The organism is Brevibacillus sp. FSL K6-2834 (genome assembly GCF_038592925.1).
GTDB classification, from domain to species: domain Bacteria; phylum Bacillota; class Bacilli; order Brevibacillales; family Brevibacillaceae; genus Brevibacillus; species Brevibacillus borstelensis.
Genome location: NZ_CP151945.1, coordinates 1,382,970 through 1,402,847, shown reverse-complemented (window position 1 = coordinate 1,402,847; position 19,878 = coordinate 1,382,970). Strand labels below are relative to the sequence as shown.

At 50.1% G+C, this 19,878-nt stretch carries 21 protein-coding genes; 5 read left to right on the top strand and 16 right to left on the bottom strand.

Annotated elements, in window-relative coordinates; genetic code table 11:
• Nucleotides 1-7: 7 nt before the first annotated feature.
• On the bottom strand, nucleotides 8-733 hold the full coding sequence (istB, locus tag NST96_RS07055; protein WP_171506466.1) for an IS21-like element helper ATPase IstB: 726 nt from the start codon (nucleotides 731-733) through the stop codon (nucleotides 8-10).
• A 1-nt stretch (nucleotide 734) separates the two neighbouring features.
• Entirely contained in the window at nucleotides 735-2,222 is a 1,488-nt protein-coding gene (gene istA / locus NST96_RS07050) for an IS21 family transposase (protein WP_227278712.1), read from the bottom strand.
• 158 nt (nucleotides 2,223-2,380) lie between these two features.
• On the opposite strand from istA, the gene NST96_RS07045 reads away from it, so the two are divergent.
• Nucleotides 2,381-3,268, top strand: a complete 888-nt coding sequence (locus NST96_RS07045; RefSeq protein ID WP_342405836.1) for a hypothetical protein — start codon at nucleotides 2,381-2,383, stop codon at nucleotides 3,266-3,268.
• Nucleotides 3,268-3,990, top strand: a complete 723-nt coding sequence (gene istB / locus NST96_RS07040; RefSeq protein ID WP_311067724.1) for an IS21-like element helper ATPase IstB — start codon at nucleotides 3,268-3,270, stop codon at nucleotides 3,988-3,990. Before NST96_RS07045 ends, istB (NST96_RS07040) begins: the two co-directional genes overlap by 1 nt.
• A gap of 390 nt (nucleotides 3,991-4,380) precedes the next feature.
• Here istB (NST96_RS07040) and NST96_RS07035 read toward each other — a convergent pair whose 3' ends face one another.
• From NST96_RS07035 to NST96_RS07025, 3 genes are all read right to left on the bottom strand, one after another.
• Nucleotides 4,381-5,064 carry a hypothetical protein gene (locus NST96_RS07035; protein ID WP_171505784.1) on the bottom strand — a complete coding sequence of 228 codons (684 nt, stop codon included), beginning with the start codon at nucleotides 5,062-5,064 and terminating at the stop codon, nucleotides 4,381-4,383.
• A gap of 26 nt (nucleotides 5,065-5,090) precedes the next feature.
• Entirely contained in the window at nucleotides 5,091-5,693 is a 603-nt protein-coding gene (locus NST96_RS07030; protein ID WP_172920417.1) for a hypothetical protein, read from the bottom strand.
• A gap of 263 nt (nucleotides 5,694-5,956) precedes the next feature.
• A complete protein-coding gene (locus NST96_RS07025; protein WP_171505782.1) occupies nucleotides 5,957-6,139 on the bottom strand; it encodes a hypothetical protein in 183 nt (60 codons plus the stop codon).
• A gap of 199 nt (nucleotides 6,140-6,338) precedes the next feature.
• Between NST96_RS07025 and NST96_RS07020 the strand changes: the two genes are divergently transcribed.
• Nucleotides 6,339-6,713, top strand: coding sequence for a DUF423 domain-containing protein (locus NST96_RS07020; protein WP_024983513.1), 375 nt, complete (start codon nucleotides 6,339-6,341; stop codon nucleotides 6,711-6,713).
• A gap of 213 nt (nucleotides 6,714-6,926) precedes the next feature.
• On the top strand, nucleotides 6,927-7,547 hold the full coding sequence (locus NST96_RS07015) for a DUF6143 family protein (protein WP_003388177.1): 621 nt from the start codon (nucleotides 6,927-6,929) through the stop codon (nucleotides 7,545-7,547).
• A 112-nt stretch (nucleotides 7,548-7,659) separates the two neighbouring features.
• Here NST96_RS07015 and NST96_RS07010 read toward each other — a convergent pair whose 3' ends face one another.
• The 3 genes from NST96_RS07010 to NST96_RS07000 all read right to left on the bottom strand — a co-directional run bounded on the left by NST96_RS07010 (nucleotide 7,660) and on the right by NST96_RS07000 (nucleotide 10,461).
• Nucleotides 7,660-8,088, bottom strand: a complete 429-nt coding sequence (locus NST96_RS07010; protein WP_081924304.1) for a DoxX family protein — start codon at nucleotides 8,086-8,088, stop codon at nucleotides 7,660-7,662.
• 217 nt (nucleotides 8,089-8,305) lie between these two features.
• A complete protein-coding gene (locus NST96_RS07005) occupies nucleotides 8,306-9,535 on the bottom strand; it encodes an MFS transporter (RefSeq protein WP_031932166.1) in 1,230 nt (409 codons plus the stop codon).
• On the bottom strand, nucleotides 9,532-10,461 hold the full coding sequence (locus tag NST96_RS07000) for a winged helix-turn-helix domain-containing protein (RefSeq protein ID WP_003388180.1): 930 nt from the start codon (nucleotides 10,459-10,461) through the stop codon (nucleotides 9,532-9,534). The genes NST96_RS07005 and NST96_RS07000 overlap by 4 nt, the downstream gene beginning before the upstream one ends.
• A 255-nt stretch (nucleotides 10,462-10,716) precedes the next feature.
• Between NST96_RS07000 and NST96_RS06995 the strand changes: the two genes are divergently transcribed.
• Nucleotides 10,717-11,898 (top strand): TolC family protein, encoded by a 1,182-nt coding sequence (locus NST96_RS06995; RefSeq protein WP_003388181.1) that lies wholly within the window; start codon nucleotides 10,717-10,719, stop codon nucleotides 11,896-11,898.
• 164 nt (nucleotides 11,899-12,062) lie between these two features.
• Here NST96_RS06995 and NST96_RS06990 read toward each other — a convergent pair whose 3' ends face one another.
• From NST96_RS06990 to glp, 8 genes are all read right to left on the bottom strand, one after another.
• On the bottom strand, nucleotides 12,063-13,025 hold the full coding sequence (locus tag NST96_RS06990) for a metal-dependent hydrolase (protein WP_031932164.1): 963 nt from the start codon (nucleotides 13,023-13,025) through the stop codon (nucleotides 12,063-12,065).
• 214 nt (nucleotides 13,026-13,239) lie between these two features.
• On the bottom strand, nucleotides 13,240-13,677 hold the full coding sequence (locus NST96_RS06985; protein ID WP_003388183.1) for a DUF350 domain-containing protein: 438 nt from the start codon (nucleotides 13,675-13,677) through the stop codon (nucleotides 13,240-13,242).
• Between the two features lie 20 nt (nucleotides 13,678-13,697).
• On the bottom strand, nucleotides 13,698-14,939 hold the full coding sequence (locus NST96_RS06980; protein ID WP_342405826.1) for a glutathionylspermidine synthase family protein: 1,242 nt from the start codon (nucleotides 14,937-14,939) through the stop codon (nucleotides 13,698-13,700).
• Between the two features lie 3 nt (nucleotides 14,940-14,942).
• Nucleotides 14,943-15,206 (bottom strand): hypothetical protein, encoded by a 264-nt coding sequence (locus tag NST96_RS06975; protein WP_003388186.1) that lies wholly within the window; start codon nucleotides 15,204-15,206, stop codon nucleotides 14,943-14,945.
• 11 nt (nucleotides 15,207-15,217) lie between these two features.
• A complete protein-coding gene (locus NST96_RS06970; protein ID WP_171505778.1) occupies nucleotides 15,218-15,667 on the bottom strand; it encodes a hypothetical protein in 450 nt (149 codons plus the stop codon).
• Between the two features lie 207 nt (nucleotides 15,668-15,874).
• Complete coding sequence (locus NST96_RS06965) at nucleotides 15,875-17,671, bottom strand: M3 family oligoendopeptidase (protein WP_024983519.1); 1,797 nt, start codon at nucleotides 17,669-17,671, stop codon at nucleotides 15,875-15,877.
• Nucleotides 17,672-18,066: 395 nt separating this feature from the next.
• Nucleotides 18,067-18,585: a molybdopterin-guanine dinucleotide biosynthesis protein B gene (gene mobB / locus NST96_RS06960; protein WP_342405822.1), complete on the bottom strand. Its 519-nt coding sequence runs from the start codon at nucleotides 18,583-18,585 to the stop codon at nucleotides 18,067-18,069.
• Between the two features lie 3 nt (nucleotides 18,586-18,588).
• Complete coding sequence (glp, locus tag NST96_RS06955) at nucleotides 18,589-19,848, bottom strand: gephyrin-like molybdotransferase Glp (protein WP_171505776.1); 1,260 nt, start codon at nucleotides 19,846-19,848, stop codon at nucleotides 18,589-18,591.
• Nucleotides 19,849-19,878: the final 30 nt, after the last annotated feature.

The following is a 19,878-nucleotide window of genomic DNA, read 5'->3' as shown; positions in this document are numbered from 1 at the left end:
TTTGAAACTACAAAGGAATCCTATCCATTGCCTGTTTGAAGCGGAAACTCTCACCTGTGAATGAGAGGATATGAGCGTGGTGTACCAGACGATCAACGAGCGCCGACGTGAGCTTCGTGTCTCCAAACACCGATGTCCATTGGCCAAACTCCAGGTTAGATGTAACGATCACACTCTGTTGCTCATAGCAATCCGCAATCACGTTAAACAATAACTCAGAACCGGTTTGGCTGAACGGCACGTAGCCGACTTCATCGAGAATAAGTAAATCTATCTTTTTCAATTTCTCGCGAAATCGGCTGAGTGTTCCCGCCACAAATTTTTCCTGAAGTACAGAAACAAAATCGGAAGCCCGGTAGAACTGTACCGCCTTGCCCCGGCGGCAAGCCTCCACGCCCAGTGCCGTTGCCATATGGGTTTTCCCTGTGCCGACGGCACCCATTAAGAGTAAATTTTCTTTGCGTTCGAGCCAATCCAATTCCTGGAGCAGCTCCGGACTACTGCCACTAGGGAAAGAGATATGGTCATACACATACCCCTCGAAAGTCTTAATATGCGGGAACCCCGCCTGCTGAACAAGCTTACCTAACTTGGCACGGCGGCGGCCGTCCAGTTCCGCAACAAGGATTTGCTCCACAATGCTACGAATCTGCTCATTCTGTTGAACGGATACGTAGTCCACGACATGCGCCAATCGGAGTTGTCGGCACAAATCTCCCAATGCCGTCGGCATCTCAGCTCACCCCCACAAGTTGATCATAGCGTTGGAGAGAACCTTCTACGCGAGTTCCCGGAGGGGACAACGTCTCCTCCCACGTGACAGGGAGGTCACGACTGCCATATTTTACGCCTAGCACGGCCGTGATGCGCGTAATCGGTGTGTCTTGGCCTAGTAGAGCAATTACCTCTTGAATCTGTTCGATGGTGTAAATATCACACCAGTGCGACATTGCCTGAAGACGATCTTTTCGCTCTGTTAGATCCTTCACGGTTACATACCCTTGCAAGATCTCCGGTAGCATACGGAGAAACTGCGAGTGCGTTACACTACGTGGTTTTTTCAGCCATCCAGCGCATACTTGTGACCACGGAATGTCTACATTTCGTCCCGTATAAGGTCTGGGTACTTCCCGAATTAGCTGGTGTTGGCCGTTTAGAATGACAAGGCGATCCCAAAACGTTTGGATCAGTACCTCACTGCCTGGCGTTGCCATCCCCAGCAACGGAACCGTCAATTCATCCTTCCGAATCTCTCCATACTTATTCACCACTGCAGCACCCAAGCGAAAAGCCTCAAATCCATGCTCCGGCAAGGTAAGCAATTTACGGCGATCATCCTCCCATAGATCTGCGATGCAACGATTTAGGGCATAATGCTGACGACCACGATCACGGCTAGCTTGCTCGGCGAAGTAGGCAACTAACTGTTCATGGCTTTCATAGATGGGAATCGGCACTGCCCAATTGCGCTTGGAGTACCCGCATTTGTTCTCCACGTGCCCCTTCTCATGACCACTGTATGGGTTGCAAAAGACAGCTTCAAACCGGTAGTGAGCGCAGAATCGCTGGAAGCCATCCGTTAATTGCCGTTCGCCCTGCTTCTCGATATGAACGACGGCAGCGGAGAGATTGTCAAACCAGATTCGCTGAGGAACACCTCCCATTTGTTCAAAGCACAGCTTCATCGCCTCCAAAAAGCATTCCTGATTCTCCGCTGGTGTCGGATAGACGAAAGCGGCATTGCTGTACGGAAAAGACATTACCAGCAGTTTGTATGTGACCAATCGATGATCTCGGCATACCTCAATGGTTGTAAAGTCCACTTGTGCCTCACCCGGTGGATGTTCAAGCCGTTCGTACGTTTTGGCACGGTCCAGTTCCATTTCACTTTTTCGTCTCTGCACATAGGCCAATACTGTACGTTGTCCACCTGTAAACTGATGCTCATCGCGCAAACGTTGGAAAATGCGCACACCTGTGTGTCGCTGCTTACGGGGGACCAAACGGTCCTCCTCTAACCAGGTATCGACGATCTCCATAAATGGACCCATGACAGGACTTCTGCCCTTTCGTTTTGTCATCGAGGCATTCCAATCGGTTTTATCGGCATATTTTTTGGCAGTCCGCCAGTGAACACCTACGCGTCCTGCAATCTCGTTTACCGAGCATCCTTCTACTTCGCGTAAAAACCTGATATAGTGTTGTTGAGGCATTTTCAGCATCCTTTCCATTCTCCTTCGCTAAGTTGTCCCAAACCTAACGGTAGGAGGAATTATTGATGCTGACAAGTGCCTTTTTTGTATTTGTTTTGAGCATTTTTACGCTGCAATATTAGGCATTTCTATTGTGCAATAAACAATCACCAGCGGTGAAAAAGATCATGCCAAATGGTCAGCGTGAACTGACGGAGGAATTTCAAAACTTCGTTTTTCATTATGACTTTGAATACGAGTTTTGCAATCCCGGTAGTGGCAATGAAAAAGGGCACGTAGAGGCGATGGTCAAGTACGTTCGCAACAACTTCCTGCTTCCTGAGTTGCAGATACACAATCTTGATCAGCTAAACGAAACCCTTTGGAAAAAAGCCGAGAAAGATCGGGAGAGACCTCATTATGTGAAAGAAACCATGCTTTCCGAACTATATTTGGCAGACAAGGAACACCTTCTTCAATTACCTGCCAAAGAGTTTGATTGTATCCGATATGAACGAGTAAAAGCGGATAAATACGGATATATCCGAGTCGAAAATAAACTCTACTCAACGTCTCCCCGTTTTGCCAAATGTATGGTTTTGGCAAAGATCTCATTTGACCGAGTCGATATTTTAACTGAAGAATATGAGCTGATCGTACAGCATCCCAGGCTGTATGGCAAAGAGCCAAAATCAGTGATTTGGCAGCCATATTTGATATTGATGGCAAAACGGCCAACTGCTATTAAATACACAAGTTTTTATGAACAATTGCCAATCGAATGGCAAGTCTATCTCTCGAATTGCACGGTCCCAGAGAAGCAAGAAGCTCTCCAGCTACTATCCGTCATTTTAAAAAACGATGATATGAAAATACCCACGCAAGCTTTGCAGCTTGCCTCTGAGAATGGTCACCCAGCCGTTGATTCTATTAAGCAGATCTATTATCAACTCATGAATGGCCGTGGACAAAGGGATACCATCCAACCGAAAGGTTTTGTTCCTGCCGTTCCAACAGCCACTAGAGGATTAGCCCATTACAATGAATTTTTTAAGGGAACGGGAGGTCATCACTAGTGGATGCATTGATAAAAGAATATTCAAAGCGTCTCAAGTTGAGTTGGGTTCGGCAACATTTCCATGAGGTTGAAGCTACTACAAATGAAGAGTACTTACTCAAAATACTAGAAAACGAGATACAACAACGAGAAGTACGGAAAATCAATCTGCTCTTTAAACAATCTTCCTTGCCAAGAGTAACAGGAAAGCCATTTGAATGGGGTCATATTCAGATGGGACAAGGTCTCACGCAGGATCATATCCTTCATGGTGGATTTATAGAGGAGAAAGAAAATCTGATCTTTTATGGCGGTGTGGGAACGGGGAAAACGTACTTATCCACTCTGATTGGCTTAAATGCCATTCAGCAGCAAGGGAAAAAGATAAAGTTCTTTACTGTCGCTGGATTAGTCAATCGGCTGCTAGACGCTCACGAGACTGGCTCGTTGAGCCGATTCTTTAACCATATTGAGAAGCTAGATCTGTTAATACTCGACGAACTGGGGTATATTCCTCTGCATAAACAAGGTGCAGAACTGCTATTTCAGATTATCTCCATGTGCTACGAAAGAAAAAGTATTATTATCACGACCAATCTACAGTTTGGCCAATGGAATCATATATTTGGTGATCCAATTTTAACAGAGGCAGTTATTGATCGCTTGATTCATCACTCTCATTTGATCGTCTTCAATGGCGAAAGCCATCGATACAAAGAATCGCTATTACACGGTAAATAATTTAGGGGTTGGCAAGTGGTACATTTTTAATTGCCATTTGCTACATTTCTTACTTGCCAAAAACAGTTCAGGAGTCGTTCCCAACTTTAATGTAGAGAAGGACCATGAAAAAGACCTCTTAGAATCTCTTTGTAAAATTAAAAAGTAGCATGAACCTATTGTCCGCGAAGATAATATTTTATCTCGTTATCTGGATCTCCAACCTGCTTCATTCGGTAATAACATTTTTATACTCTGAATGATACTCTTCTCGGCATAACCATCAATCTTTTTAAAAAACAAATAACCCGCAAGAGGTCACTTTTTTTAGTGGTTATCTTACGGGTTATATACGAAGCTGGATCTATTAAAATGTTAGAAAAAAATTTTACGTAATTATCGTTTCATTACTCATCTATTCTTTTTTGCCCTAATCGTTTCATAAGTTGTAGCTTCATAAACTTCACCAACATATCGGTCTAATGGTCGCTCAGTACGATCATCTATTGTATAACCCAACCACTTTCCATAAACATCATATCTTTTAGCTTGAGCATAAAAATAAATAGTATAATCACCTACTTCGTCTACTGAAACACTTGTTTCCGTACCTTTAGTGTATTCAATTGTTTCCGAGGTCACATAGTTGTAGTCAAAGTGCCCCTCTATTTCAGTAAGAAACTTGTATCCTCCTTGTACTCTTGCTCCTGTATCTATTGAATGCGAAGTTTCATTGATCTTCTTTATAGTTTGGAGGAATTTATAATTTATCTTTGTCCCTCTTGCCACTTCTACGTCAGCTTTATGAACTAAAAAATACTCCCTATCATAACCATTTTGTTTAGCTCTTATTGAACCGCGTACAAATCCATCTTGCTTATATACTATAGTCGAGGAAGCAGGTTGTACCGAATTTGATTTTTCAAAACTTGGAAGCTTACTTCCTGAATCGTAGTTTAGATGTCCTACTGAGTAGGACCCAACTTCACGATCAATATCTTTTGCGAATACGTTTGTACCAGAAGCGAAAATACCCAAGGCAAAAGTAACAGACAATAAACTACTGAGAACTGCTTTTTTCTTTACTTTAAACAATTGAATTCTCCCTTTCTCTCTAATATTTAGAAACTTCCATTTAAGAAAGTATCTAACTGAGTTACAAAATCTACTAAAGAGTTGGAACCTTCATCAAAGTCAGCATTAGCAAAAAGTGTACAGCTTATGCTATATCCTTTTTTTTCAAAACTATATTGATATACATTAATAGAGGGATAAATATCGGAATAATATTCCTTAAGTTCATTATCAAGCGAATTATATCTGGCATTGCTATAGTAGATACTATGCTGCCACTGTTGGTGCTGAGATCCAAGGCGGGAACTAATGCTTAGAAGTACAATAGTTCCATTTGTTTTGTTTTTATAAATATAGTTTTTTTGTCTTCCAAAAATAGATTTAGTGATATCCTCTTGCTGTGGACCTAGAATAGTATCTGGAACAGTTAATATGTTATCGTTTCCTTTTAATAGTTCTTCATAATTGTCTGGTTTGAAATTCTCTTCCATTTCCTTTGTCATACTTTGGAATTTTTCCCTGCTTTCCTCTGTCAAAACATCCCCAGCATTAACCATTTGGGCTTTTGTAACAATTCCATAAGTATATCCACCTATAATAAATGCTGATATATATCCACCTATCAACAATACCAACTTATATTTCCTCATATATAGCCACCTCTGACTTGGTAAGCGTAACCGCGGCCTACCTAGGAATCTTTCTTTTTCAATTATAAAAACGGAAAATATTGTGATCATAACCTGTTTTTATTATATATTCCTATTAAATCCAATTATCTATTTTTTGTTAAGTTTTGTCAATCGTAAGAATAAAAAAATTAGAAAACTCCTCCCCATCCCCCACAGAAAAAAGGCGTCCCTTCCCCGGACGCCGCCATCGTCACTGAAATCCGTATCCTATTTTGTTGCATTTACTTCTGGATCATGTCGCGTACACCCGTATAAATAAGTGCAGCGGAAAATACCAGCATCGTGATAATCCCCAGACCATCCACGACGGGATCCAGGCCGGAGAGGAAGGAACCTTCCAGAGGCGTTTTCAGAAAAGCATAGCCTCCGACCAAGCCGCCAAGAAGCGAGAGCCATTTGTTCATCTGTGCGTCACCTCCCGTTCACCCAGCTCTAACTTCTGCTGGATTTACTACACCCTATGCGAGAGGTGGCCAAGCGGTTTAGACAGAAGTACAAGGCGTGTTCATCAATTTGCAATTGGGCATTGCTCTTCCTGTAAGGTACAATAGAAGCAGCGAGTCAGTTGAATTGACCATTTCCTCTTCAAAGGAGCGATATACGTTGCGTACCTTCTTATTGCTTGGCGCGATCAACGGTTTTTTGTCCGTTGCACTCGGCGCGTTTGCAGCCCATGGCTTGAAGCAAAAGCTGGATGAGTATTTGCTGGGCGTCTTTCAGACCGGCGTTACCTACCAGGCCACACATGCTCTCGCCTTGATCGCGGTTGCCTTGCTCATCAAGTTTTTCCCCGGTTCCTCCACATTGACCTGGGCAGGCTGGTGCTTCTTTTTCGGCATTGTCCTGTTTTCCGGCAGTCTCTATGCCCTCAGCTTGACCAACATCAAGGTGCTGGGTGCGATTACCCCGTTCGGGGGCGTGCTTTTCCTGGTCGGCTGGGCGCTGCTTGCCATCCAGGCGTGGAAAACAGCTTCTTAACCTACTCATTGTCTTTACATCATGCGGCTTCTTCTTCGACGGAGAAGCCGTTTTCCATTCTGCAACAGAATTCGGACTGCCGCGCCTCCCTGTTCGCCAGGCTGCCGCGATTTTGAGCAGACGCGGAATTGACATCTTCAGCGAAAATGCCTAGCACGGCACCCGGGCCTTTGCCATATCCTGTAGGTGAGTTTCCCCGAAGGAGCGAACCGGATGGCAAAACACCCGTTTTCTCATCAGCCGCCTTACTTTTACGGCATGACAGATATGTACATGCAAATGGGCTTTTACCCCTATCCAGGACAGACAGCCGAAGAACATCCCGATGCGAACGTTGGCATCCCTTTGCCCATGGCCATGGCCATGCAATGCAAATACTACCTCGGCCAGACCGAACCATTGACAGCGGGGGGCGGCACTTCTGCCTGGGCGGCGCTGGTCAATCCGCTCCGCTCTGAAGTCCATCTGTTCGTAAATGAGTATGTAATCACGAACCGCTCTGCCGCCTATCCGGCTGAAGCGCAGCTTTGGTTCGGCAAAGCCGCTTCTCTCGGCAATCCTACCGTATCCCAGTTCGTCACACCCGGATTTGTGCAGCTCTCCCCCTGTCCACAGCCCCAAGGTCAGATCGTCTACGATACCGGCCCGCTTCCCATGAACGGCACTGCCTCGGCTACGCGGGTCGTCTCTCCCAGCTCATCCGTCGCCGCCGAAAAAACCGGCCATTGGATACTGGGTCCCGGTACAGCTCTGCTATTTTATTTTCCCGGGGAGGGAGAAGCTGTCGATTTGATCGTTTCGCTCGGATGGTGGGAGCAGCCGATGTACCGATAAAAACCGCTACACGTTGGCGGTTTTTTCGCGTCTTCATGCACATCCCAATCCAAGTCGCAGAACAGTCGGGAGGCCTTTGAAACGATAAAAGCTGTTGCCAGAAAACGACTCATTAGTCCGTTGCTATCCGCGGCTTCTGCCTTCGACCACCCAGGTAGAGAGTTGTCGCCAGCAGCACCAGATCAAGCTCATACCCGCTTTTGCCTCCGCTTCCTATCAAGCCGTTTTGCCATTTTACCGTAACAATGGCACCGATCATGATGGCTGCCAGCGCCCATGCCGCATAGCGGGTGGCGATACCGAGGATCAACGCCATTCCTCCGAGCAGTTCCACGGCCAGAACAGGATAAGCCAGCCATTCCGGCAAACCGTAGCCGACAAACGATTCTCCGACCGGCTCCATCCCCTTTTTCAGCTTCGCAAGGCCATGCGCCCAGAAAACCAGTCCGGTTACGAACCGCAAAAATAGAAACGACGCCTGCTCGATCCCCTTTCCCCAAGAAACGGCTGCTGTGTCGTCTTCCTCCATCCGTTTCTGCATCTTTGCGACCTCCTTTTCTCTTTTTCTACTACTCTATGCTCCCTGTCGGACAAACAGGAAAAACCCGAACAGAAAAAGTCCGGGCTTTCGTGACGGATTCGGTGCTGCATATGGCTCTGATTCGGCTTCGACTCTGCATGCCGTACTGCGTTCGTAATCTATTTGGCACTGCATACGATATTACACCAATATCTCACGTTGGCATCGTTCGTCCGGCTCAACCTGCAGATACTGGACTGGCCAACCTGCGCTGTTTCTTTTCGTAAAGACTGCGCCCCGCTCCGAAAAACACGAGACTGATGAGGGCAAGTGCCGCCATGACGAGGAACATGACCGGTCCCCCATAAGTGGATAAAATCATGCCGCCGGCCCACGGGCCCAAAAAATTGCCCAACTCACTAAAGCTTTGCGCTCCATAATAGGTTCCCCTCATGTGTGCGGGAGAAATCTGATCGATCTGGGCGTATTCTGCTGGAACGATCAGTATTTCACCAAGAGTAAATACAATCATCGCAATGATGAATGAGCTCCATTCCTGGGAAAAGGCAAAGCCAACCTCGCCTGCAGCCATCAAGAGCACTCCCCCGACCATCCGGCGAAACAGCGTTAAGCGCTCTGCCCATCTGGTCAAAGGGGCCTGCAGCAGCAGAACAGTCACTCCGTTGACGCTCATCATCACGCTGAATAAAGCCACGCCCTCCTTGATGTTCTGCTGCAGATACTGAGAGAGTGTGACGGACATCTGGCCATGTACCGTAACCAAGAGTACGCCTCCGAGCACAAACATCAGCAGGACGACATCGCGGCCAAGCACCTGCCACATCTTTGCAACTTGCGGTTTTTCCGCCAACTGGCCGGGCGCGTCCCCTACCCGGTACTTTTTGCAAACATACGAGAGCAATCCGGCGAACAGCAAATAGGTCATGGCAGTCAGCACAAACGTGAAGCCGCTGCCCGCGATTCCGAGAAAAGCCCCCAGCATCGGCCCGATGGAGAAGCCCAGGTTGATCGCCAAATACCGGTTGGCGAAGACGCGAAACCGCTTGTCCTCCGGTGTCAAATCTCCCATCAGCGCTTTGGATACGGTACCGAAGAAGGCGCTGGCCAATCCCCTCAAAATACTGTTGAGAAGGAGTATGAACGGGTCGTTGGTGACGACAAATCCGGCGAAAGCGACTGCCATCAAAAGCATGGACAGAAGCATCAGCTTTCTGCGACCGAACAAGTCGGACAGCAGGCCGCCCAGAAATCCTCCGACCATTCCGGCCAAGGGACCGGCACCGATAATCACGCCGATCTCTGCAGGCGACAGCGACGTCGTCTCGCTCAGCATAATCGCCAAAAACGGCATGCTCATCGACTGCGTCAGCATGACGAATACGGTGCCTGCCATCAGCAGATGGACAACGGGATGTTGGGCGGCCCACGCTTCTTTCAGCCTGTTCATCGCTCGCTTCCTCCATCGTAGAAGTATTGCGACAACATGTCAGGCAGTTTGGCAAAGACCGCGTCCCGTATGCTATAGCCCTGCACCGTTGTACTGTCAGCGTAGTGGGCGCGGATCAGGCCTGCCCTGCGCAAAGCCGTGACATGGTGATGAACGGTGCTTTTGGCGAGCCCGACTGCTGCCTGCAATTCGCTCAATGTGCATGTTTTCTGGGCCAGCGTACGAAGGATGAGGAGGCGCTTCTCGTCAGCCAGGCATTGGGTAGTCGCCAATAGCTGCCTCACTGGGTTTTGTTTCACAATTTCTCCGTCAATGACCGGGTACAAGACCGTCGCCATGCCGCGATAAAAGTCAAGAATCGTGGTCGGTGTACAGTGAGCCTGAGGAACAAGCACGACGCGTTTGAGACTCTCTGTCGGCTCGATCCAGATGCCATTTGTCGCTTCATCGATCAAGAACGGCGCCTCGATGCTCTTTGCCCGCTCCCGCAAGTATCCCGCGCTTTCTTTCAAAGAAGCCAAAACAGCCTGCTCCTGACGGGAAAAGTAATGCTCATTCCAGCTAGACAAAAGCCTCAAGGAGCGATCACGAATTTCTCCCAAATTGAGTGGAATAGAGTCGACCCACGGTGCCATCCGCTCATACATCTCTCCGGCAGGCAGCGAGCCCAGCCAGTCAAGGAATTCGCCGACCGTCTCCTTTCGGGGTGACTGTGCAGCCAAAAGAACGATCCGGTGGAGCACCTCCCAGCGCTCATCCTCCAGTTCTGCAGCAAAGGACGCTGGCAGCAGTTGTTTTGTTTTTTCTCTCCAGGCAGGTTCGAGAAAATAGCTTTTCACTTCCTTTTGATGGGTGTATGCATAAAAGCTGGTTATACATTCGTACACAGGAGAGAATTCGATATCTATAGAATACATATTTTTCATTCGATCACCATCGAATATTTATTTGATGATTCAACTTTACCCCTCCTGTTTGTTTTTTGTCAATAGGAGCACTGGATCCCTGGCGTCCTTCCCGTTTTGCATCTGGCATTACAAGGACGTGATGCGACTGGTTATCTGCTAATTTTTAAAATGTGAGTGCGTTTTTCATGTTGACGAATGTGAACAGGAAAATATATACTAAACACGATATTGATAATGATAATCGTTATCATATATTTACTTTGGAGGTCTCATATGAAATCTACAGTTATCAAACGTCTTTACAGTACAACCTTGATCACCGCTTTCCTGTCGGGATCGCACATCGCTCTTGGTGTTCCGTTTGCTGCACATGCCGAACAAGCTAGCGCAGACAAAGCAGCGCTTAGCGAGGTTAAACAGACGGATGCAGCGCCGTCAACGGTAAACCAGGCAAAACAGGCTGAGGCAGCGGCATTCACACGAAACCAGACTGAACAGGCAAAAGCAGCAGCATTGACGCTTGCTCAGGCTGAAGACATAGCGCTAAACAACAGCATCGATCTGGCCATGCTGCGGCTTGATGCCGATTCAACCTATTACAAGACACGCCAGACTTTGCAAGAAAAAGGCGCCATCAAGAGCGGCTCGATAAAAACGCTTGATCAGGCAAAAAAGAAGTACGAGGAAATGGCGAAGGCACGCAAGGACCTCGTCCATAGCCAGGCTGCGATGAAAGCACAAGAAAACACTTTGCGCCTGCAAGTGCAAAAAGCTTACCTTGACGCGCTGTTTGGCAAAGCACAGCTCGACTTGCAAAAGAAAAGCATCAAGCGACAATTCTGGTCTTCCGCTCCAAGTGAAGAAACGCAAAAAAACATCGAAAATCTCGAAACCAACCATAAACAAGCTTTAGCCAAGCTAAACGAACTGTTGAATGAGAATCCGTCCAAAGAGTGGAAGCTGGAGGCAGCCGATGACTTGACGAATGACAAACTGCCCGTTCTTGAGGAAATCCAGAAAGCCGCGTACGAAAAACGCCCGGACATCGTAAAAGCGATAGCCGAGAAAACATTTGCCCAGGAAAAAATCGATTACCTCAAAGATTATTCCGCTTTGAGTACATACCTCGGCAAAATGGCTAGAAACGACGGAAAAAAAGCGGAGCTTCTTTTGCAGCGAGCAAAAGCAAAGGCGGATCAGGAAATCGCGGAAAGCTACAAGAAAGCAGTTGCGGCCAGACAAGCTATGGAGGAAAGCGCTGAAAGCAGAAAATCGGCAGAGAAGCGTTATCGCGCCGTTCTGTCAAACTATCACAACGGGAAGGCGGCTCTTTCGGAGTTGGCCCAGCAGGAGAGCGAATTGTTGGAGCTGGAGACAAGGCATGTTGAATCCATCTACCAGTACAACACAGCGGTAGCTACCTTAAAACATTCGATCGGGTATTCATCGTATTAATCGTCCAACCAGCTATAAATACTCCCAACCTTTTTTAACGAACAGGTTGGGAGTTTCACATTCTCCCTCACAAACATCAATCAATGACAAAAAGGCTCCGGCAATTAGCCAAGGAGGATGGAAACAACACGGAAAAAAACACGGGACAGCTCCCGTGCACCAAGTCACACAAACGGCGGATTCCACATTTTCTTCCGCCAGCCCATTTTCAGAGAAACGACGTTTAGCTCCCGGTCCAGACGAACATCCACGCCAAAGGGAAGCTTGCGATCGTACCAGAACCGCACGTCGCTCCAGGTCACTTCATAACCGTCGTGAATCTCTTTCCACGTCACATGGACCCGCTGGGCAAACCCGAGAAAGGCCCTGACCCCGTCGACTCCCATCGTGGCCCGAATAATCTCATTCCTCTGCTCCTTCAGGTAAACCTCCTCTACATATATGTGCTGATACTCCACTTTTCCCGTATAGAAGTGGCGGTCCGTTTCCACGACAAACCTCCAGAAAAACGGATGAAAGCTGGGGATCACATGATACACCCCGTCCAGGCCAAACCGGCCTTTCACACGGCGAATCAGCAGCTGATGCTGGCAAGCCCGGACGGCAATATAGCCGAATGATGCCAGATAGACAATCGCGAAAATCGTTCCCGGCTCTCCGTGAAAGAAAATCCACCATACCAGCCCACCCGCATGCAGCACAAACAGGAACGGCTCGAAAATGGCCAGAATGTCGAGGTGGACCCAGCGCTGTGACAACGGACGCAGGCACTGGACGCCGTACGTATTCAGCATATCGAGAAAAACGTGGAGGATGACCGCAGCCAAAGCCCACCCATACAAGAGCCAGAGATGACCCCACAAACCGTAACCGGCAGACACCAGCAAGGAAATAACAGCCGGCCACAGGAACAATGCCGGGATTGAATGCGTAACCCCCCGGTGATAGCGGATGTAGGTTGTCTGTCCCTTGACCCGGACCACCGTGTCAAAGTCGGGTGCATTTGAACCAATCACAGTCGCAGCCATGACCGCTTGCGCCAATACCGGATCGCTCGCGACGCCCGGACTCAGGTGGGCAAGGCCCCCCAAAGTAACTCCCAGCAACAGATGACTTCCCGTATCCATGACGATCCCTCCCAAACGTTTTTTGCTGTACGCATAGCCTCCTGCAACAGCGCTCTCCTTATTTCCTTTCTCTTTCTCCCTCTCCCTCAACTGTACGGAACATTCGTAACTCCTGAATCAATGCAAGGTAAAGGTTTCTTTAAGAAAGCGAGGGGCTGTCCGATTTACGAGCGACAAAAAAACCGCCGGGGCATACACCCTGACGGTTCCTTTACTAGTAGCTGATCAACGCTGCCAGCAGCAGCCCCGCCGCAATGCTCAAGCGGGAAGCAAAGATGCCGACTGATACGTTTCCGTTTGGAATTTCCGAAACGACTTTAAATGGAGTGAGCCATTCAAACAGGTAAAAGACGAGAACCTGAAAAACGACCCCGACAATCCCCCAGAGCAAAAGGTCCAGCAGGTTTACGGAATGGTAAACCGCAGATCCGAGCACGATCGCAAGCCCGATGATTTTTCCCCCGAGATCATGGGCCGCCGCTTTGGCTGCAGCCATTTTTTTCGGATCGTCTGTCTGCGATCCATTCTTGATCAGTTCAAATTCCTTGTACGGAGTCGTAAAAGTAAATACAAAAATACCTACTCCCAAAATGGGAATGGTGACAGCCAAATAAGAAAGAAAGTTTAATAGATACCCCACTTGTGAGTCCATGTCGCTCTCTTCTCCCTCCTTTATTCTTGTAGGCCTACCGGCAAATAGTAGGACATGTTGTTGGTGATCGGCCCTCCGACACGGGCGATGATCGCGGATGCCTCTCCCCCAATCAAAAACGAGCCCCAGAGCATCCGCCCTTCGCGTTGTCCTTCAGATGTTCTTACCGTAACGACGGGAAGCTCCACGCGCTTTTGGTAGATCATCTGCTGGTCCCAGTAAAACTCCTCCTGGTCCTTCTCTACGACGCTGCCTTCCGCATCGAACAGCACGACCCCGCCTCCTTCCCGCCCAAAGACAGGCTTGGTGACGTAATCGGCAACGCCCGCGAACCGGTTTTCAAAATAGGTCGGCAGCATATACGTTGCAACAATGTCATGCTCTTCCTGCGAAAAAAACTCGCCCGCTTCATGCAAATTCCAGATCAGGGCCTGAACAGCCTTGGACTGGAGCAAAAAGGCCGAAGGCGGATTGATAATCGCCAGCTTTTTATCTGCGATCAGCTGCAGCACATGCTCGCCGGTCGGGTAGCCGTCCTCGTCTCTCTCCTCTGCGAGCTTTTCCAGGGCATGCAGCCGGTATAGCACGTCAACAGGTGTCAGGTCCTCGCCCTCGAGCACGTACAGCCGGTCCTCAAAGACGCGCAGCTGCTCGAGTCCGGCAAAGCGGGCTGGCAACCCGGACTTTTCCAGAAGGTATTGCGTCGTCCCTTTGTCTTCTTCATGCCAGTCAAGCGCGCTGAACCAGATGTGCTTCGTCCGGTACCCCCGTTCTTTGTAAGCTTCCAGTATGTTCTGAAATGACGGAGCAAATCTCTTCTCCATCCCCCGGTTTGGGTTATTTACTCCAAAAGCATGGCAGACGTGCTCATTGACGCAAAAGGCTTCCACAATCCCCGTTGGCGTATCGCTGTTGTACTCCAGCATTTTCAACCCTTCTGCTGTCTGGGCAAAGTCGAAACGGCCTACGACCGTCGCAGGAATCTGCGGGATGGCGGTTCGCACAGCTCGCAGTGCCGGTTGCGGCACACCCAGCTCAAGCAACAGAGAGTCATCTGCCTTTTGCAGCACGGGCACCGTTTTTGCGAAAATTACGGCCAATTGCTTCGTCGCCAAGGCCAGTTCCTCGCGAAAAGCATTTGTGATTAGATGAATGTCGGCCAACGCGTATTCTTCGCCGTACATCCAATCCCATGTAAACACGCCTTCCGTCCTCAGAGGACCGTATAAACGTTCCCGATCAATGTTGTGCGGCGCTGTCATCTCTCACCCCGAACTGGACGTTCCGGAGCTGCCGATGCCGCCCTTGGAACCGCTGCTGATGCCTGATGAGCTGCTCTTGTCTTTACTGCTGCTGGAATGGTAATAGTGAGAGGAGCTCGATCTCGAACCGCCCCCGCCATCATCACAATATCCATCATTGTCCGCGTCATAGCAATCGTCGTCATAGCCCCCCGACGAGCAGCCGCTGATCGTCAATGCCGCAGCCACGAACAGTCCGACTACTTTAGCCGTCTTGGTTTGTGTCATCATCTTTCCTCCTACGCTGACGGCCGTGCGTAATAAACGTACACGCGCCGATCTTCATCCACCTCAGCAGATGTCTTTTCCCATTCGCGACCGTTCAAGGTAATATAGTCGCTTTGCAACAGCAATAGAACATCGTCGTCATCCTTGAAGGAGTACGTATGTATAAGCGGGTATACATTGGTTCCTTCCTTGTACTCGCGCAACTCAATCTGAGTGCTGCCCCAGCGTGCTGCCGCTGTATCGACGTAGTCCACGGCCTGCTCCTCCGCAGAATACCGGACATAAATGACGTAGCACCCCGGCTCAGTCGCGCAGGACGTCTTTTCAAACACGACGTGACCCTTGACCAGGTAATCGCAGGCAAACCGCAAGGAAATCTCGTCCTTGTCAATCCCGTCGTAATAGTACAAAACCGGATAATCCTTTTCCTCGTCAAGCAGACGGTATTCCAGTCGAGCCATCCTTTTCACCTCCACGTAACAGAATATCAATATTTACGGATATGGAAATGATTTGTTTCTCCTATTTTTGATAAAAAATGGTTTGGCAGCAGGACATTTTTGATGTCTCTGTACGCTCAAGCTGGCCCTTCCCATCGAAGGAAAACGTTCCCGCACCGAAAAAAGATCCGACCATACAGCGGCCGGATCTTGCTATTGGGACGTTTCCTACACCGTCTCTTTTTCCGTCAACCGCAGGAATTCATCGATGTCGGCTACCGCCAGATCGACGGCTGTCTGCCAGAACTCCACAGTCGTAATGTCCTCGCCCAGGTGGCGCATAGCCAGCTCCTCGACGGTCATCCGCCCCGTATCGCGCAGCAGGGCGTCGTACATGTCGGCAAAGCCGGGCCCTTCCTGCAGCGCGCGTGCATATACGCTCAGGCTGAACAGATAGCCGAAGGTGTACGGGAAATTGTAGAACGGATAGGTGGTGATATAGAAATGCAGCTTGGACGCCCAGAAATGCGGCTCGTACTCGGAGAGCGCATCGCAGTAGGCTTCTTTCTGCGCTTCGACCATCAGGCGATTCAGCTCGCCGACGCTGACCAGTCCTTTTTTCCGCTGCTCGTAAAAACGCGTCTCGAACAGGAAGCGAGCGTGGATGTTCATAAAGAAAGCGACGGTCTGCTGCAGTTTGTCCTCCAAAAGGGAGATGCGTTCCTTGTCGCTGGCAGCGTTTTTCACAGCCGCATCGGCGACGATCATTTCCGCAAAGGTGGACGCCGTCTCCGCCACGTTCATCGCGTAATTTTGCGCCAATTGCGGCAAACCGCTCATGACCTGCTGATGATAAGCATGACCGAGCTCGTGCGCCAGGGTCGATACGTTTTTCGCAGTTCCAGCGTAAGTCATGAATACGCGGGATTGGTTTCTCACCGGGAAGCTGGTGCAGAAACCCCCGGGACGTTTGCCTGCGCGATCCTCTGCCTCGATCCAGCCTTCCTCGAATGCACGGCGGGAAAATTCAGCCATCGCCGGGTGGAAACGGCCGAACTGCTCGAGGATAAAGGCAGCCGCTTCATCATAAGAAACCTGTTTATGTTCTTTGGAGATCGGTGCGGACACATCGTACCAGCTCACTTTTTCCACACCGAGCAGCTTCGCTTTCCGCTCCAGGTACGCAACCAGGCGGTCCTTGCGGTTGTTGATCGCCTGCCACATCGCATCGAGCGTTTTTTCCTGCATTCTGCCGATGTCAAGCGGCTCGCGCAGAACGGATTCCCAGCCGCGATGGCGGTACAGCGCGAGACGGAAGCCTGCCAAATGGTTGATCGCTTTGGCAAACAATTCTGCTTCTTTCGCCCAAGCTTCTTCCCACTTGGCAAATACGAGAGCGCGGACGGAACGATCCGGATGGTTCATCAGATTGGCCGCTTGACCGACTGACAGTTGTTTCGTCTCCCCGTCGATCTCCACTTCAATCGTCATGCGCCCTACGACTGCATTGGACAAATCTTGCCAGGCATGATATCCGTCGACAGCCAGATCGGTAGCCAGCATCTCCTGTTCAGGAGTCAGCTTTTCCTGAGCCCGTCTGCGCCGTTCGTTCAACGGAAAGGCGATCGGCTCCACATCCGGTAGCTGCAGGATCGCATTCCATGATTGCTCGTCAATGTTCAGCAGGTGAACATCCCATGTCGTCAAAACGGAGGCAAACGCAGCGGACAGACTTTTGACCCGTCCCCCGAGAAGCGTAGCCTGCTCGTCCCGGACGTTCTGGGCTGTCAGGCAGGAAATAAACGCGCCCGCTTCTTTCAGGCGAACCGCAATGCTTTGCACGGTAGCGAGTACGGCTTGAAACGGTGACGGCTCAGAAAGGGAAAGTCCTTTCTGTGTTAACTGAGCGCGCAGTGCGGCAACCTCGTCTTCCAGTTGGCCCAAAAATGTACGAAACGCTTCCGAGGCGCTTCCGCCTGGAAAAAACACATCCAAATCCCAACGCTGTGGTAATTGCTTTGTCATTATGTACCCCTCCCCCTGTCATTGTAACCCAATGGTTTCACCATGTGCAGAGTATTTCCAAAATTTTGTAGAAGCAAGGATGTCTTCATTTGCTGTCTCTATATTATAGGAAGAAAATATTTTGGGATGGAAGAAAAAATTTGATAAAGGAGCAAACATATCCGCCTGACGTCAGAATGTGCCTCCGGATGCGCAAGCTGTATCCATTAGTAAACGCTCACCACTGGATACGGGGAGACAGGGATCGGGCGGCATGAAACAAAGAAAAGCCGTTTTCCCAAGTAGCAGGACAACGGCTTTTTGAAGACGATTTTTTAAGAACGGCTTTTTAAGTACGCCTTTTTGTACAGCAACCCATTTTCATTCGAAGGATTGCCCGTAGTAAAAGGTAGCAATCAGCCCGTCCCTTTTTTTCCAGCCTCGTAATAATCCAGCACAAACCGGGCGACCCGATCCCGGTCATTCACCGAAAACACAGGCACCTCTGGATGTGCAAAAGCATCCCAGCTGATCACAGCGACCACACCCGATACGAGCGAGAGCAGCTGCTGATCCTCTGGACGGCGCAGGACGACCATTTTCGGGTAGTTCTCCCGCTTGAAGCCTTCGACCAGCACCAGCTCGGCACCTGCTGCTGCCATCCGCTCGATCAGCTCTGACAAAGGCAGCGGCCGCTGCTCCAGCATCGCCGTTTTTGTCCGCGATGTGATCGTCACCAGCGAGGCTCCCGCTTCTCTGTACTTCCACGTATCCTTGCCCGGCTGATCCCATTCAAAGTCATGCCCGCCGTCGTGCTTGATGACGCCTACACGAATGCCAGACTCCTCGATAAGCGGGATCAGCTTGGCCATCAATGTCGTTTTGCCCGAATCGGAGTAGCCCACGATCTGCAGGACGACCGCTTCCCTTGCCATTCGTCACTCCTCCCTCGACCAGCCCGGCATGACATGACAGATGACCTCGACGACCTCTCCGGCCAGCTTGCCTCTGCCTCCCGGCGGAATAATGGCAAAGCATTCGCTTTTTGACATGGTGCAAAGGTTTCCCGCTTTGTCGTTCCAATCAGGCCATACGTACAAGCTTCCCTTTTCCTCCGTCAACTTCCCCCGCAAATACCGGGGATACGGGCAGGGCTTGTCGTACGTCTCGCCCAAAAAGGCTTTGATCCGCTTCGTTTGGACCTTGCCCTCACCCAAAAGCGACCGCAAAACAGGGAGCAGGAAAAGGTGAGCGCCCAGAAAACAAGCGCCCGGGTTGCCCGAAAGCGCGCAGATGAGCTTGTCTTGGTAGAGCAGCGCCGTGGTCGGACTGCCGGGACGGATCGCCACTCTGTTAAACAAAAGGCTCACATCCGGCTCGTCTGTCAGATAAGCCATGACATCGTAATCCCCCACGGAAACGCCTCCGGACGTGACCAACAAATCGACCTGCTCCAGGCACTCTCCGATGCGCTTCTTGGCGAGCGGCAATTCATCGGGAAGCCCTTCGAACAGGACCGGTATCCCGCCTGTCTCCGCGATCATGGCAGACAGCATGATGGCATTGCTGTTGCGAATTTTTCCCGGCACGAGCGGCTCGTCTACCTCCAAAAGTTCCGTGCCGGTCGACAGCAGGCCGACCCGGGGCTTGCGGACCACCGGTACCCGGGCGTAGCCGAATGTAGCCAGGATGGCAAGCGTACCTGCATTGATGCGCTCGCCCGCTTTGGCTACAACGCTGCCCTGCTGCATTTCCTCCCCCTGGCGCGAGAGGTTTTCACCCGGCGCAAGCTGGCGCTTGATTCTGACCTCCCGCGACATTTCACCCGGCTGCTCTGTCTGCTCGAACATGATGACTGCATTGGCCCCGGGCGGCAGCATCGCCCCGGTCATGATCCGGCTCGCCGTCCCCGGTGTCACTTCCTTTGCCGGTACATCGCCGGCCGCAATCGTTTCCACTACCTGCAGCGGGACGGGCTGCTCCACGGTAGCACCTGCTGTATCCTCCGCCCTCACGGCAAATCCGTCCAACGGGGAGCGGTCAAATGGAGGCAGATCGCTCGTAGCCGTAATATCTCTGGCCAAAATGCGTCCGTATGATTCGTATATGTCGACCTGTTCTTCCTCCAGCCTGCCCAGGTCGGTCAGCAGCCTGCCGACCGCTTCCTCCACGCTGATCGTTTGTCGCTGAAAGCGCATGGTTTGTTCCTCCTCCTAGATGTTCCCTGC

What these genes read in the sequence shown, in the direction of transcription:
- istB (WP_171506466.1), bottom strand. Translation starts at nt 733, where the DNA reads ATGCCGACGGCATTGGGAGATTTGTGCCGACAACTCCGATTGGCGCAT.
- istA (WP_227278712.1), bottom strand. Translation starts at nt 2,222, where the DNA reads ATGCTGAAAATGCCTCAACAACACTATATCAGGTTTTTACGCGAAGTA.
- NST96_RS07045 (WP_342405836.1), top strand. Translation starts at nt 2,381, where the DNA reads ATGCCAAATGGTCAGCGTGAACTGACGGAGGAATTTCAAAACTTCGTT.
- NST96_RS07030 (WP_172920417.1), bottom strand. Translation starts at nt 5,693, where the DNA reads ATGAGGAAATATAAGTTGGTATTGTTGATAGGTGGATATATATCAGCA.
- NST96_RS07025 (WP_171505782.1), bottom strand. Translation starts at nt 6,139, where the DNA reads ATGAACAAATGGCTCTCGCTTCTTGGCGGCTTGGTCGGAGGCTATGCT.
- NST96_RS07015 (WP_003388177.1), top strand. Translation starts at nt 6,927, where the DNA reads ATGGCAAAACACCCGTTTTCTCATCAGCCGCCTTACTTTTACGGCATG.
- NST96_RS07010 (WP_081924304.1), bottom strand. Translation starts at nt 8,088, where the DNA reads ATGCAGAAACGGATGGAGGAAGACGACACAGCAGCCGTTTCTTGGGGA.
- NST96_RS07005 (WP_031932166.1), bottom strand. Translation starts at nt 9,535, where the DNA reads ATGAACAGGCTGAAAGAAGCGTGGGCCGCCCAACATCCCGTTGTCCAT.
- NST96_RS07000 (WP_003388180.1), bottom strand. Translation starts at nt 10,461, where the DNA reads ATGAAAAATATGTATTCTATAGATATCGAATTCTCTCCTGTGTACGAA.
- NST96_RS06995 (WP_003388181.1), top strand. Translation starts at nt 10,717, where the DNA reads ATGAAATCTACAGTTATCAAACGTCTTTACAGTACAACCTTGATCACC.
- NST96_RS06990 (WP_031932164.1), bottom strand. Translation starts at nt 13,025, where the DNA reads ATGGATACGGGAAGTCATCTGTTGCTGGGAGTTACTTTGGGGGGCCTT.
- NST96_RS06985 (WP_003388183.1), bottom strand. Translation starts at nt 13,677, where the DNA reads ATGGACTCACAAGTGGGGTATCTATTAAACTTTCTTTCTTATTTGGCT.
- NST96_RS06980 (WP_342405826.1), bottom strand. Translation starts at nt 14,939, where the DNA reads ATGACAGCGCCGCACAACATTGATCGGGAACGTTTATACGGTCCTCTG.
- NST96_RS06975 (WP_003388186.1), bottom strand. Translation starts at nt 15,206, where the DNA reads ATGACACAAACCAAGACGGCTAAAGTAGTCGGACTGTTCGTGGCTGCG.
- NST96_RS06970 (WP_171505778.1), bottom strand. Translation starts at nt 15,667, where the DNA reads ATGGCTCGACTGGAATACCGTCTGCTTGACGAGGAAAAGGATTATCCG.
- NST96_RS06965 (WP_024983519.1), bottom strand. Translation starts at nt 17,671, where the DNA reads ATGACAAAGCAATTACCACAGCGTTGGGATTTGGATGTGTTTTTTCCA.
- mobB (WP_342405822.1), bottom strand. Translation starts at nt 18,585, where the DNA reads ATGGCAAGGGAAGCGGTCGTCCTGCAGATCGTGGGCTACTCCGATTCG.
- glp (WP_171505776.1), bottom strand. Translation starts at nt 19,848, where the DNA reads ATGCGCTTTCAGCGACAAACGATCAGCGTGGAGGAAGCGGTCGGCAGG.